This window comes from Rhizobium sp. LjRoot258, from assembly GCF_964254185.1.
GTDB lineage: Bacteria > Pseudomonadota > Alphaproteobacteria > Rhizobiales > Rhizobiaceae > Rhizobium.
The window spans coordinates 735,600-748,325 of sequence record NZ_CAXUST020000002.1 but is presented as its reverse complement, the minus strand read 5'-3'; the positions used below and the strand labels follow the sequence as shown (position 1 = coordinate 748,325).

Here is a 12,726-nt window from a genome sequence, read left to right as displayed (position 1 = left end):
TATGGCCATCGACCGCCGCAACCTGAAGGTGCTCGCAAACTTCTGCTCGGCAGCCGCCGACGCGATGGCCTTCACGCTGATGCGCACTGCCCATTCCGCCTTCGTCAAGGAGACGGAGGATTTCTCCTGCCAGATTGTCACGCGCGAGGGGCTCGCCTTCGCCAACCCGCGCCAGTTCGGCGCCCCTTGGTACAGCGGCATCGACTATGCCCCGCTGCTCGAGGCCTTTAACGACTATGAAGAGGGCGACATCTGCATAACGAATGATCCCTATTCAGGCTTCGTCGCCACCCATTCGCCCGACATCCACATCTGGAAGCCGGTTTTCTTCGAGGGGGAGATTGCCTGCTTCGTCGTCGGTCACATCCACAACACCGATGTCGGCGGCGCTGTACCTGCCTCGCTCTCCCGGTCCTTGAGCGAGATCGAGCAGGAGGGCCTGCGCCTCCCGCCGACGAAGCTTGTCTCGAAGGGCGAGATGAACCGCTTCGTCCTCGACGTGATCCGCGTCAATGTCCGTTTGCCGGAACAGAACCTCGGCGATCTTCATGCGCAAATCGCTTCTGTCAATGTCGGCGAGCGCAAGATCCGGGAGATCATAAGTCGCTTCGGATACCAGACCTTCCTTGAGGGTGTCGCGCAGATTCTCGACTATGCCGAGGCGCAATCGCGCAGTATTCTCGCGCGCGTGCCAGACGGCGATTATTTCTTCGCCGACTATGCTGACGAGGATTCCGTCGGCGGCAAGCCCTGCAGGATTGCGCTCACCCTCAAGATCCGCGGCGACGAGGTCGTACTCGACTATACCGGCTCGGACCCGCAGCTCGGCTCCTCACTCAACATGCCGACCGGCGGACGGGACCGCCATCCCCTGGTGATGGTCGGGCTGACCTATGTGCTTTATACGCTGGACACCAGCCTGCTCCTCAACGCCGGCACATTGAGGCCTGCGCGTGCCATCCTGCCCGAGGGCTCGGTCGTCAACTGCAGCCGGCCAGCAGCCGTTGGCATGCGCTCGCTCACCTGCGCCATGACCCAGATCGTCACCGTTGGTGCCTTCGTCCAGGCGCTGCCCAACCTGATGCCCGCCGCCTCCCCGGGCGGCAACGCCATCATGAACATCAAGACGACAAGTCGCGCCGGGCGCCCGGTCATGGCCTCGATCGGGCCGGTCGGCGGAGGCGGCGGAGGCACGCCTGCCGGTGACGGCAGCGACGGCGCAGGCGGCGCCACGGGTTTTCTGCGCAATACGCCGATCGAGATCAGCGAGGCAGAGGTGCCGATCCGCTTCCTGCGGTACGGCCTGGAGCGCGATACGGGCGCGCCCGGGCGGCATCGCGGCGGTCTGTCGGCCGTCATGGAGTTTGAGATCTCGGCGCCGGAAACCATCATTACTGCCCGCAACCGCAATCGCTCGATCATGCCGGCCTGGGGCGTGAACGGCGCACATGCCGGCAGCATTTCCCGGTTCCTTCGCAATCCGGGTCGGTCCGACGAGGTCTCGCTCGGCAATACTGATGTCGTCCACTGCGGTCCCGGCGACGTGATCCGCATCGTTGGCCCCGGCGCCGGTGGCTATGGCGACCCCCTGTCGCGGCCGACGGACAAGGTCTTGAAAGACGTACGTTGCGGCGCCGTCAGCGTTGCAAGCGCCAAGCGGGACTACGGAGTCGTCATTCGTGTCGGCAGGGTCGACGAGGAAGCGACCGCAGCCATCCGTTCAGGCCACGGGCCTGCAGTGCCGGAAGTCATCACCCATGGAGTTGAACGGCGGGCCTTCGAAGCGATCTGGAATCTGGAGCGCTACGATCTCCTGACCGCCTTCCTCGCTTCTCAGCCAGTCGGCTGGCGGTATTTCCTCAAGCATCGGATATTCGAGGCGGTCGAGACGGGCTCAGACGATCGCCCCCCTGTTGCAGAGGAGATGCGGATGCTGTTTGAGACGATGCGAATCCGCTACGCTCTCAGCTGAGAACGAAACTGCCGGAGGCGCCGTCTCATGAACATCCGCCAGCTCGAAGTCTTCCGGGCGATCATGCGCGACGGCACCATCACTGCCGCCGCCAATTCGCTCGGCGTCTCACAGCCGGCAGTGAGCAAGCTGCTCGCCTATCTCGAAGATCAGCTCGGCTATCCCCTGTTCGAAAGGATCGGCGGCCGGCTCGCGCCGACGACAGAGGCGCATATTCTTTATGGCGACGCCGACCGCGTCTTTCGGCAAATGGAGGCGCTTTCATCCCTTGCCCGTGACGTCGGCGCCAGCAAAATCGGCCTCATCCGCATCGGTGCCAGCCTGCCGCTTGCCTATTCGGTCCTACCGGTGGCACTCACCGCCTTCCGCAACCACCATCCCGAGGTGAAAATCCATCTTCATACGCTGCCGAAGCGTGAGATCGCCGAGGCACTGTCGCTCGGTGACGTTGACGTGGGCGTTACTCTGTCACCGATCCTAGCACCCACGGTGCGGGTGGAGACCCTCTATTCCGCCAAGATCGTGGCGATCCTGCCCGCGAATGATCCACTGACCGCGGAAGCGACGCTCACGCCGGCCGCGCTTGCTGGGCGGTCCATCATCTCCTACGGCTCCCACGCGGAATTCGGCGCAGCTCTCGACGACGTCTTCGCGGCGGCAGGACAAGTGCGCGAGGTCTCGATCCAGATCGCTTCCTCGGTTGGCGCCCTGCCCCTGGTCCGTCAGGGGCTTGGCATTGCCCTCGTCGATGGACTTGCGCTATGGAGCCCGGTCGAGGGGATTGTCTCCCGCCCTTTCCGCCCAGCGATCCCCACGCCAGTCTCGCTGACGATCAATGAGGCCCGGCCACAATCACGCTTCGTTGCACCGTTCTCCGAATGCCTCAGGCAAGCCTTCGCCGACGCTTCGCAAATGTAGCCTCTGCACGAGCGCCAAAGAATTGACTGTGGCGTCGCTGAAAACGTAATTTTCCGCCGTCCCGGCATCGCCCGTCGATGCATGCTGCTTCTGTGGCCGCGCTAACCTCGCCCTTAGGCCCACCCAGAGGACGCGCAATGACACTTAGCTTTGATCCGGACAGTCTCCCCCTGCCCGTCGGACACTTCATCGGCGACCGGCTGGTACCGGCTGACGGGGTCCTCGACATGCATCGCCCATCCGATGCCAAGGCCTATGGCGGCTGCCCGGTCGCTGACGAGAACATGGTTGATCGCGCCGTCCAGACCGCCAAACAGGCCTTGAAGGTGAGCAACTGGGGCGGCGTGCGCCCACGCGAGCGCACCGGCGCGCTGCAGCGCTGGGCGGACCTCATCGAGAGCGAGGCCGAAACGCTTGCGAAACTCGAAGCGCTTTCCTCAACACGCCCCGTCGGCCAGCTTGTCACTGGCGATATCGCCGTCACCGCAGAGCAGATCCGTTTCTTCGCCGAATTCGCCGATAAGGAGGGAAGCGATCTCGTTCCGACGGACGACAGCAATCTCGGCATGATCATGACAGAACCTTACGGCGTGGTTGGTGCCATCACGCCCTGGAATTTTCCTGTTTCCATGGCTGGCTGGAAGCTTGGTCCGGCGCTTGCCGCCGGCAATGCGGTGGTTCTAAAGCCGTCCGAACTGACACCCTTTTCAACCATCTATCTCGCCGAACTGGCAATCCGGGCCGGCCTGCCGGCGGGTCTGATCAACATTGTTCTTGGCGACGGCCAGGTTACGGGCAACGCCATTACCGGCCATCCGGAGATCGCCAAGGTCAGCTTCACCGGCTCGACCGCAGCCGGCTCTGCGATCATGGCCAATATCGCCCGCACGGGCGTCAAGCCGATGACACTGGAACTCGGCGGAAAGAGCCCGCAACTGGTCTTTGCAGACACCGATCTCGACAAGGCCGCCGTGGTGATTTCCCAAGGCATACTTTCCAATGCCGGCCAGGCGTGCATCGCCGGCTCCCGGCTGATCGTCGAGGAATCCATTGCGGCCCCTCTGGCCGAAGCGATCGTCGCGCGCATGAAGATGGTGAAGGCAGCGCCGACCTGGGACGAGACGACACAATATTCGCCGATCATCTCGAAGCGCCAGTTGAGCCGTATCCACGGCATTGTCGAGTCGGCTGTGTCGGCCGGCGGCGAATGTCTGTTCGGCGGCGCACCGATGGATGCACCGGGCTATTTTTATCAGCCGACATTGATCGCCGTTCGCGAGCCCTCGCCGGCGGTCACGGAGGAAATCTTCGGGCCTGTCCTTACGCTGCAGACATTTTTAGACGAGGAGGAGGCGCTCGCGCTCGCCGACCATCCGACCTACGGGCTTGCCGCCGGGCTCTTCACCCGCGATCTTTCCCGTGCGATCCGGCTCACCCGTCGTCTGCAGGCAGGCACCGTCTGGGTCAACCGCTACAGCCGCTCGCGCGACCATATCCTACCAACCGGAGGCTACAAGCAGTCGGGCATCGGGAAAGATCTCGGCCGCGAGGCTTACAACGCCAACCGCAAGAGCAAGAGCGTCTTGATCAGCCTTTGAGGACGATATCGTCATGACACATCACAGGATCGCACTTATTCCAGGCGACGGTATCGGGCGCGATGTCACAGCCGCCGCCTGGTCGGTTCTAGAGAAGGCCGCCGCGATCGGCAAATTTACGCTGGAAGGCACGGAATTCCCGTGGTCGTGCGCCTTCTATAAGCAGACCGGCGCCATGATGCCCGCTGATGGCATCCAGATACTGCGCGGCTTCGACGCTATCCTTCTTGGCGCCGTTGGCTGGCCGGCAGAAGTACCCGATTCCATATCTCTGCACGGCCTTCTGCTGCCGATCCGAAAGGCCTTCGTGCAATACGCCAATATCCGACCGCACCGGCTGCTGCCTGGCGTCCAAGGTCCCTTGAAGGCGGAGGCTTTTGACATCGTCTGCATTCGGGAAAATACCGAGGGCGAATACTCCGGCGCCGGCGGCCGTGTTCACCAGGGGACCGCCGACGAGGTCGCGGTGGAAACCTCGATCTTCACCCGCACCGGCGTCGAACGGGTCCTGCGTTTCGGATTCGAGCAGGCGCGCTTGCGTCGCGGCAAGCTCGCCTCGGTGACCAAATCGAACGCCCAGAAATATTCCATGGTGTTCTGGGACGAAATCACCAGGGAGCTCGCCGCCCAATACCCGGACGTTGAGGTCACGATGTATCACATCGATGCCATGGCCGCCCGGATGGTCATGGCACCGGAAAGCCTCGACGTTGTGGTTGCCTCGAACCTCTTTGGCGACATCCTGACTGATCTGGGCGCGGCCATTCAGGGCGGTCTGGGATTTGCTGCTTCCGCCAACATCAATCCGGATCGAAGCCGTCCCTCCATGTTCGAGCCGGTGCACGGATCGGCCCCCGATATCGCCCATCTCGGCATTGCCAACCCCATCGCCACCATCTGGTCTGGCGCAATGATGCTTGAGCATCTCAGCGAAACGGACGCCTCGCGAAGGATCATGGAGGCGCTGGAACGAACCACTGGCAGCGGCATAGGCACCGTCCCGGGCAAAGACAGAACGGAAACCATCACCGCGGCGGTTCTTGCCGCGCTCGACTGATCGTTTGGAGAATGAGCATGCAGATGTTGAACGACACGGAACTGTTCCGGCAATCTGGCCTGATAGGGGGGACGTGGACCGACGCGGCCTCGGGCGGGGTCGTGGAGGTGATCGACCCGGCGACCCAGACGATCCTCGGTACCGTTCCAGACATGGGGGCTGCCGAAACCCGCGCCGCGATCGAAGCAGCCGATGCGGCCTTCCCCGCGTGGAAGAAGAAGACCCATGCCGAACGCGCCGGTCTCCTCGAACGCTGGCATGCGTTAATGATCGAAAACCTTGAGGATCTGGCGCTCCTCCTTACGCTGGAACAGGGCAAACCGCTCGACGAAGCGCGTGGCGAGATCCGCTACGGCGCCGCCTTCGTCAAGTGGTTTGCGGAGGAAGCGAGACGCATCGGCGGCCATACGATTCCCTCTCCAACCCCCGACCGCCGTATCGTCGTGCTTAAAGAAGCAGTCGGCGTCTGTGCCATCGTCACGCCCTGGAATTTCCCGAATGCGATGATCACCCGCAAGGTCGCGCCAGCCTTGGCGACCGGATGCACCGTTGTGATCAAGCCTTCGGAGTTCACGCCGTTTTCCGCGCTAGCACTCGGTGTACTTGCCGAGCGGGCGGGCATCCCGGCCGGGGTCGTCAACATCGTCACTGGCATGCCCACGGCCATTGGTAACGAGATCATGGCCAATGTCACGGTGCGCAAGATTTCGTTTACTGGCTCGACACGCGTCGGCTCGCTGCTGATGCGCGGTGCAGCCGATAGCCTCAAACGGCTTTCGCTCGAACTCGGTGGCAACGCACCTTTTATCGTCTTCGATGATGCCGATCTCGATCTCGCGGTGGAAGGCGCGATCGCCTCCAAATTCCGCAACGGAGGTCAGACTTGCGTTTGCGCCAACCGCATCCTGGTCCAAGCTAGCGTGTACGACGCCTTCGCCGAAAAACTCGGCGCCCGAGTGAGGGCGATGAAGGTCGGGCCGGGAACGGAGCCAGGTGTGGCAATTGGCCCGATGATCAACGAGGCGGCGATCACCAAGATCAACTGCCATATCGACGATGCGCTTGCGAAAGGCGCTAAGATCGCGGCCAGCGGCAGATCGCTACCGGAGGGCCGGCAATACACGGCCCCCATAGTTCTAACCGGCGCCACAACAGAGATGCTGCTTGCGAAAGAAGAGACCTTTGGCCCTGTCGCGCCGCTGTTTCGCTTCGAAACCGAGGACGAAGCGATCAGGATTGCCAATGCCACGCCCTTCGGCCTGGCCGCCTATTTCTACACCGAGAGCCTCAAGCGCTCCTGGCATGTCGGCGAAGCGCTCGAGTTCGGCATGGTCGGGCTGAACACCGGGGCAATTTCGACCGAGGTTGCACCCTTCGGCGGCATGAAACAATCCGGCCTCGGCCGTGAGGGCGCCCAGTGCGGCATCGAGGAATATCTCGAAATGAAGAGCTTCCACATCGGCGGACTTGGCTGACCGATGCCCTCGAGTTTGACGGCATCCTCGATGGCGTTGAGCTCGTGACCGTCTTACATCTTCACGAGGATTATTTTGATGAGATTGTCAGCGAGCGGATGTGAAGCGCATTCCGATCCTATGACAACTGTGCAACGAAACGGAAATTTGCGAGGCAGGGTGTTCACCAACATCCCCCACTCACGCGTCGGGATCCCACGGGTTGGCAATGATGGCACCAGTGTCCTCGAAGTCCGCGACATTCCGCGTGACAACGATGAGATCGTGAACGATTGCCGTCGCCGCGATCAAACCGTCGATATCGCCACGTGGACGGATTGCGGCGATGCGACCCCATTCGACTGCAATTTGGTCTGATATGGGTAGAATGCGCTCAGCATGGTCGTGACGCAATTTGCGTAGCCACTCTGCGAGATGGGCAGCCGACTTCGGGTCGTTCTTCTGCTTATGGGCGATGCCTCGCATGATTTCGCCCAGCGTGAGCACGCTCAAATGGACCGTTAGAGGATCGACCGATCGCAGCCACGATTTGGCCTGAGGCGTGCCGCGGAGCGCCTCTGAGATGACGTTGAAATCGAGGAGATACATCAGAATGCGACTTCTCGGCTTGGTGTCCTAGAGCGATCGGTCACCGCATCTGAGAAGGCGTCATCCCAAGCAGGTCCCGACAGCAGATCGTCAACCAGGGTCGGCCGGCCGGCGCGCAAGGCGTCGTATTCGCGGGCCGACAGCACGACGGCCGCGCGTTGGCCGCGTACGGTTACCACTTGTGGCCCCTCGTCCCGAGCTTTCTGAACGACTTTTGAAAATTGGTTCTTAGCGTCCTGTAACTGCCATTCCATGATTCTTATCCAAGCTAGACTGTCTAGCTATCTAGCGCGTCCAGCTGTTGGGATCCATCTCGATATCGCCGGGCCAGCCAAAGCTCTTCTTCCTGCCGATCCCGAACGTTCCAGTATTTTGGTCGGTCGCGGGCGGAAGTCCGGCATTGCGCGAGCAACCGGCGTTTGCGCGAAGGGTTTGTCAGCAGACTTTGGGCGCCCCGTTCCGGATGGATGATTGGCCGTTATTGAAACCGGTCGAGCGTCTTGTAGTACAATCCGACGAACGGCAGGAACCAGGGCTTGCCGAAATGGCCAGGAACGGCCGGCCAGTCAAGGCCCTTGAGCGGGTTACGGTCGGCCTTGCCGAGAATGGCGTCGGCCATGATCATGCCGAGATGCGTGGACAGCTGCGCCCCATGGCCGGAATAGCCCATTGCGTACCAGACGCCATCGACATAGCCGGCGCGCGGATAGCGGTCCTTGGTCATGTCGACCAGCCCACCCCAGCAATAGTCGAGCTCTACCCCTGAAAGCTGCGGGAAGATTTCAAGCAGGCTCTTGCGGAGAATGTCGCCACTCTTTGCATCCGAGCGCTGATCGGACGTTGCGGAAAACCGCGCGCGGCCTCCGAATATAAGCCGGTTGTCTGGCGACAGCCGAAAGTAGTTGCCGATGTTCATCGAGGTGACGCAGGTGCGGTTGCCCGGCATCGTCACCGCAATTTCTGCATCCGTCAGTGGACGCGTTGCAATGAGAAAGCTGCCGACGGAAACAATCCGACGTCGGAAATAGCCGAACACTGGCGGCGTATAAGCGCCGGTTGCCACAAGAACATGGTCTGCGCTGACGGTGCCTCGTACGGTCGCGAGGCTATGGCGACCGTTGCCACTTTGGTGCGCGGTCACTGCCGCCTTCTCGAAGATGGTGGCGCCATGGCGCGCGGCAGCACTGGCAAGCCCGACGACATAGCGTCCCATATGCATCATGGCGCTTTTCTTCGACAGCATGGCGCCGTGGAAGGGCGAGCCGACCTCGCTTTTCAGATCATTTGCACTGAGAAGCGCCGTATCCGGGTCCACCTCTTCGTGAACTGCCTCGAAATTGCGGGCGATCGCATCGAAATGCTGCGGCTTGGACGCGAGCTTCAGCTTTCCCGCGCGACGGAAATTGCAGTCGATCCCCTCCTCGGCGACGATTGCCTCGATGGTATCGATCGAAGCGTCGAGTGCCTTGTAGAGCGTGATGGCACGCTCCTTGCCGAGTTCGGCCTTGGCGGCAATGAAGCTGTGGGCGAGGCCGTTGTTGAGATGGCCGCCATTGCGTCCGGAAGCACCCCAGCCGACCCGCTCTGCCTCCAGCACGACAACCCTTGCGCCGGCCGTGGCCAGTTGGCGCGCCGCGGCAAGGCCAGTGAAGCCGCCGCCGACAATGGCGACGTCGTAGTGTCCTTCGACAGGACCTTGCATACCGCCTTCAAAGGTTGGGGCCGTATCGTGCCAGTAGGATTGGAACTTCATCGCGATGCCTTTCTCAGAGCCCGACGACGCCCGGCAAACCGGAGATATCCGCGATCTCGACATAGCCGTAATAGGGGTTCGCCGGTTCGTGGCCGCGATTGACCCAGACCTTGTTCTTGATGCCGAGGTCATGCGCCGACATCAGATCATAACGGAAGGAGGAGGAGCAGTGGAGAATGTCTTCGGGGCCGCAGCCCAGCATATCAAGCATATATTCGAAGCCTTTGAAGCGCGGTTTGTAGGACTGCGCCTGCTCCGCCGTGTAGACTGCATGAAACGGTGCCCCGAGCTTCTCGACATTCGACATGATTTGCGAGTTCATCGCGTTGGACAGGATGACCAGCGGGATTTCCTCGGCAACCTTGGCAAGACCTGCCGGAACGTCCGGATGCGGCCCCCAGGTCGGGACGCGCTCGTAGACCGCCCGCGCAGCTTCGTCATGGAACGTTATGCCGTTGCGCTTGCAGGTCCGCTCAAGCGAATTGTGCACCACCTCATCATAAGGTTTCCAGTCGCCCAGTACCTCGTCGAGGCGATAGGCGGCAAAGTTTTTGATGAATTCGGCCATGCGCGGCTCGTCGAACTGATCACCGTAAAGATCGCGCGCCGCCTCCGCCATCTGGAAGTTGGTGAGCGTGCCATAGCAGTCGAAGGTGATGTATTTCGGCCGGAAGTGAGTCATGACCTGGTCCTAAGCTGTAGCGGTTTCATCTGTGGCCATCATAGGCCGAGGTTCACCCACCCGCTCGACTGAAATCCGAACGATCAAAGCAGATTGTTTCGTATCCAAAGGCGGCTTTGGCAGAAGGTTGTGCGTCCTGGTGCGGTTTACTCTCTTCCAGGACAGCGTTTCTCCGCGCACGCGTTCCTTGCCAGCATAAGATGCGGCGGCATGCGGCTGCAAAGCCATAAGATACCGTCCGGGCCGTGTCCTTCAGACAATCTTCCGGCCGATACTGCCTCACACTTGTGAGCAGAAATGAAGGACATTCCAATGCAAACAAGTCAGATCGATCTTGTGACGTTCGGTCCCGAACACCTGGGAGCTGCCATCGACCTCTCTCGGCAGGCGGGCTGGCCGCACCGGTCGGAAGACTGGCAGATGGCGCTGGCGCTCAGCGAAGGGGTCGTGGCGGTCGAGGACGGACAGGTCGTCGGCACCGTGCTCATGACGCCATACAAGACAGAATGTGCGACAATCAACATGGTTATCGTCGACGAGACGATGCGCGGTCTCGGTCTAGGTCGCAGGCTCATGGATGCCGCATTTCAGATCGCGGCAGACCGACCGCTGAGGCTCGTGGCGACGGCCGAAGGCCTTCCCCTCTACAAGAAGCTTGGCTTTTGCGAGATCGGCACGGTCTTACAGCACCAGGGGGTGGTCGGAGAGATCGCCGCGCCAACGGAAACCGAGGACGCAACCGTCGGCGATCTTCATGCACTCACCGAACTCGACCGGGTTGCTTTCGGCGCCGATCGCGAAGGGCTGATGGCCTATCTCGCCAAGGTCGGTGAGTTCGCCGTCACCCGCCGTGACGGCCGCATTTCAGGGTTTGCAGCCCTGCGCTCCTTCGGTCGAGGAGAAGTAATCGGCCCCGTCGTCGCCGCCGATCTCGCCGATGCCAAAGCACTCGTCAGACATTTCATTGCCAAGCGTCCCAGCCGATTCCTCAGGGTCGACACCACCGACGACAGCAATCTTTCGCCCTGGCTCGCCGAACAAGGCCTCGCGCACGTCGGCGGCGGCATTGCCATGGCCAAGCCGCAGATCCACCGCGCAGCAGATCGTGCTGCGGCCACCTTTGCCCTCGCCAGTCAGGCGCTCGGCTGATCCGGAGACCTTCATGTTTAGCAATTCCCTGATCGAACTCGACCGCGCGCATTTGATCCATCCGGTCGCTTCCTATCGCAGCCACGAAAATCTGGGCGTGCGGGTCCTGACATCGGCTAGCGGTGCAACAGTCACCGATGCGAACGGCAAACAATTGATCGATGGCTTTGCCGGCCTTTGGTGCGTCAATGCTGGCTACGGTCATGACAGCATCGTCGAGGCGGCGGCAAAGCAAATGCGGGAGCTTCCTTATGCAACCACCTATTTCGGCCTCGGCTCGGAGCCGGCAATCAGGTTGGCCTCGGAACTCGCCGATCGCGCGCCAGGAGACCTCAACCACGTTTATTTCACGCTCGGCGGCTCGGATGCCGTCGACAGCACGATCCGCTTCATCCGCTACTATTGGAATGCGCGCGGACGACCCGGGAAAGACCAGTTCATCTCCATCGAACAAGGCTATCACGGTTCCTCGACGGTTGGAGCCGGTCTTACTGCTCTACCCGCCTTCCACGCTGGCTTCGGCTTGCCTTTCGACTGGCAGCACAAGATTCCGTCCCACTATGCCTACCGCAACCCGGTCGGCACCGACCCCGAGGCCATCATCGCTGCTTCCATTGCCGCATTGAATGAGAAGATCGAAGAACTGGGCGGCGCCAAGCGGGTTGCGGCATTCTATGCCGAACCAATCCAGGGATCGGGCGGCGTGCTCGTGCCGCCCAAGGGCTGGATGAAGGCGATGCGCGCCGTTTGCCGCGAGCTCGATATCCTCTTTGTCGCCGACGAGGTCATCACCGGCTTCGGGCGCACAGGCCCTCTATTTGCCTGTTCGGAGGACGACATCGTGCCGGACCTCCTGACGGTCGCCAAAGGCCTCACCTCCGGCTACGTGCCGATGGGTGCCCTGTTCATGTCGGAGCACGTCTATCAGACGATCGCCGATGGCGCCGGCGCCTCCGCCGTCGGACATGGCTATACCTATTCGGCCCATCCCGTCAGCGCCGCCGTCGGTCTGGAGGTTCTACGACTCTACGAAGACGGACTGCTGGAAAACGGGCGCAGAGCCGGAGCACGGCTGATGGCCGGGCTCGAGGGCCTGAAGGACCATCCGCTCGTGGGCGACGTCCGCGGCCGCGGCATGTTGGCTGCCATCGAGCTCGTCGTCGACAAGGAACGCAAGACTCCCCTTCCAGCGGCTGCAGAACCGGCGCGCCGCATCTTCGACCGCGCCTGGAACAACGGTCTCGTCATCCGCGCCTTCGCCAATGGCGTGCTCGGCTACGCCCCACCGCTCTGTTGCACGGAGGCGGAAATCGACGCGATCGTGGAGCGTACACGCAGGACGCTGGACGAGACGCTCGCCGACAGTGATGTCCGGAGGGCCCTTGTGGCCTGAGAAACCCGAGCCGCAATATGTCGCGGAACCGTCATCTTCGGTATTTTGTGCCGCGCAACGGCCTCTTTTCGGAGACTCTGGTTTTGGACAGCTGCCAAACTCAGTTCAAGAAAAAGGGCCGGATCCCAGAAATCCCGGCTT

Annotated in this window: 11 protein-coding genes; 7 read left to right on the top strand and 4 right to left on the bottom strand. The window is 61.7% G+C overall.

The window, feature by feature from the left end:
• Position 1 precedes the first annotated feature (1 nt).
• The 5 genes from ACSQ9D_RS24395 to ACSQ9D_RS24375 all read left to right on the top strand — a co-directional run bounded on the left by ACSQ9D_RS24395 (position 2) and on the right by ACSQ9D_RS24375 (position 7,020).
• Complete coding sequence (locus tag ACSQ9D_RS24395; RefSeq protein WP_436284457.1) at positions 2-1,972, top strand: hydantoinase B/oxoprolinase family protein; 1,971 nt, start codon at positions 2-4, stop codon at positions 1,970-1,972.
• A gap of 27 nt (positions 1,973-1,999) precedes the next feature.
• Positions 2,000-2,890 (top strand): LysR family transcriptional regulator, encoded by an 891-nt coding sequence (locus ACSQ9D_RS24390; RefSeq protein WP_436284456.1) that lies wholly within the window; start codon positions 2,000-2,002, stop codon positions 2,888-2,890.
• Positions 2,891-3,027: 137 nt separating this feature from the next.
• A complete protein-coding gene (locus ACSQ9D_RS24385) occupies positions 3,028-4,488 on the top strand; it encodes an aldehyde dehydrogenase family protein (RefSeq protein ID WP_436284455.1) in 1,461 nt (486 codons plus the stop codon).
• 13 nt (positions 4,489-4,501) lie between these two features.
• On the top strand, positions 4,502-5,545 hold the full coding sequence (locus ACSQ9D_RS24380) for a tartrate dehydrogenase (RefSeq protein WP_436284454.1): 1,044 nt from the start codon (positions 4,502-4,504) through the stop codon (positions 5,543-5,545).
• Positions 5,546-5,562: 17 nt separating this feature from the next.
• A complete protein-coding gene (locus ACSQ9D_RS24375; RefSeq protein WP_436284453.1) occupies positions 5,563-7,020 on the top strand; it encodes an NAD-dependent succinate-semialdehyde dehydrogenase in 1,458 nt (485 codons plus the stop codon).
• Between the two features lie 180 nt (positions 7,021-7,200).
• On the opposite strand, the gene ACSQ9D_RS24370 is transcribed toward ACSQ9D_RS24375, so the two are convergent.
• The 4 genes from ACSQ9D_RS24370 to ACSQ9D_RS24355 form a co-directional block, all read right to left on the bottom strand.
• Complete coding sequence (locus ACSQ9D_RS24370) at positions 7,201-7,608, bottom strand: type II toxin-antitoxin system VapC family toxin (protein WP_436284452.1); 408 nt, start codon at positions 7,606-7,608, stop codon at positions 7,201-7,203.
• Positions 7,608-7,862 carry a type II toxin-antitoxin system Phd/YefM family antitoxin gene (locus tag ACSQ9D_RS24365; RefSeq protein WP_436284451.1) on the bottom strand — a complete coding sequence of 85 codons (255 nt, stop codon included), beginning with the start codon at positions 7,860-7,862 and terminating at the stop codon, positions 7,608-7,610. The genes ACSQ9D_RS24370 and ACSQ9D_RS24365 overlap by 1 nt, the downstream gene beginning before the upstream one ends.
• Positions 7,863-8,086: 224 nt before the next feature.
• Positions 8,087-9,361: an NAD(P)/FAD-dependent oxidoreductase gene (locus ACSQ9D_RS24360; protein ID WP_436284450.1), complete on the bottom strand. Its 1,275-nt coding sequence runs from the start codon at positions 9,359-9,361 to the stop codon at positions 8,087-8,089.
• A gap of 13 nt (positions 9,362-9,374) precedes the next feature.
• On the bottom strand, positions 9,375-10,043 hold the full coding sequence (locus ACSQ9D_RS24355) for a haloacid dehalogenase type II (RefSeq protein ID WP_436284449.1): 669 nt from the start codon (positions 10,041-10,043) through the stop codon (positions 9,375-9,377).
• A 312-nt stretch (positions 10,044-10,355) separates the two neighbouring features.
• Between ACSQ9D_RS24355 and ACSQ9D_RS24350 the strand changes: the two genes are divergently transcribed.
• Together ACSQ9D_RS24350 and ACSQ9D_RS24345 are read left to right on the top strand one after the other, a co-directional pair.
• The gene (locus tag ACSQ9D_RS24350) at positions 10,356-11,192 is read left to right on the top strand and encodes a GNAT family N-acetyltransferase (protein ID WP_436284448.1); all 837 of its coding nucleotides are present in this window, start codon (positions 10,356-10,358) and stop codon (positions 11,190-11,192) included.
• A gap of 13 nt (positions 11,193-11,205) precedes the next feature.
• Entirely contained in the window at positions 11,206-12,585 is a 1,380-nt protein-coding gene (locus tag ACSQ9D_RS24345; protein ID WP_436284447.1) for an aspartate aminotransferase family protein, read from the top strand.
• Positions 12,586-12,726 lie beyond the last annotated feature (141 nt).

Coding starts and splice junctions, on each gene's coding strand:
- ACSQ9D_RS24360 (WP_436284450.1), bottom strand. CDS start 9,361: ATGAAGTTCCAATCCTACTGGCACGATACGGCCCCAACCTTTGAAGGC.
- ACSQ9D_RS24390 (WP_436284456.1), top strand. CDS start 2,000: ATGAACATCCGCCAGCTCGAAGTCTTCCGGGCGATCATGCGCGACGGC.
- ACSQ9D_RS24365 (WP_436284451.1), bottom strand. CDS start 7,862: ATGGAATGGCAGTTACAGGACGCTAAGAACCAATTTTCAAAAGTCGTT.
- ACSQ9D_RS24350 (WP_436284448.1), top strand. CDS start 10,356: ATGCAAACAAGTCAGATCGATCTTGTGACGTTCGGTCCCGAACACCTG.
- ACSQ9D_RS24395 (WP_436284457.1), top strand. CDS start 2: ATGGCCATCGACCGCCGCAACCTGAAGGTGCTCGCAAACTTCTGCTCG.
- ACSQ9D_RS24375 (WP_436284453.1), top strand. CDS start 5,563: ATGCAGATGTTGAACGACACGGAACTGTTCCGGCAATCTGGCCTGATA.
- ACSQ9D_RS24380 (WP_436284454.1), top strand. CDS start 4,502: ATGACACATCACAGGATCGCACTTATTCCAGGCGACGGTATCGGGCGC.
- ACSQ9D_RS24385 (WP_436284455.1), top strand. CDS start 3,028: ATGACACTTAGCTTTGATCCGGACAGTCTCCCCCTGCCCGTCGGACAC.
- ACSQ9D_RS24370 (WP_436284452.1), bottom strand. CDS start 7,608: ATGTATCTCCTCGATTTCAACGTCATCTCAGAGGCGCTCCGCGGCACG.
- ACSQ9D_RS24345 (WP_436284447.1), top strand. CDS start 11,206: ATGTTTAGCAATTCCCTGATCGAACTCGACCGCGCGCATTTGATCCAT.
- ACSQ9D_RS24355 (WP_436284449.1), bottom strand. CDS start 10,043: ATGACTCACTTCCGGCCGAAATACATCACCTTCGACTGCTATGGCACG.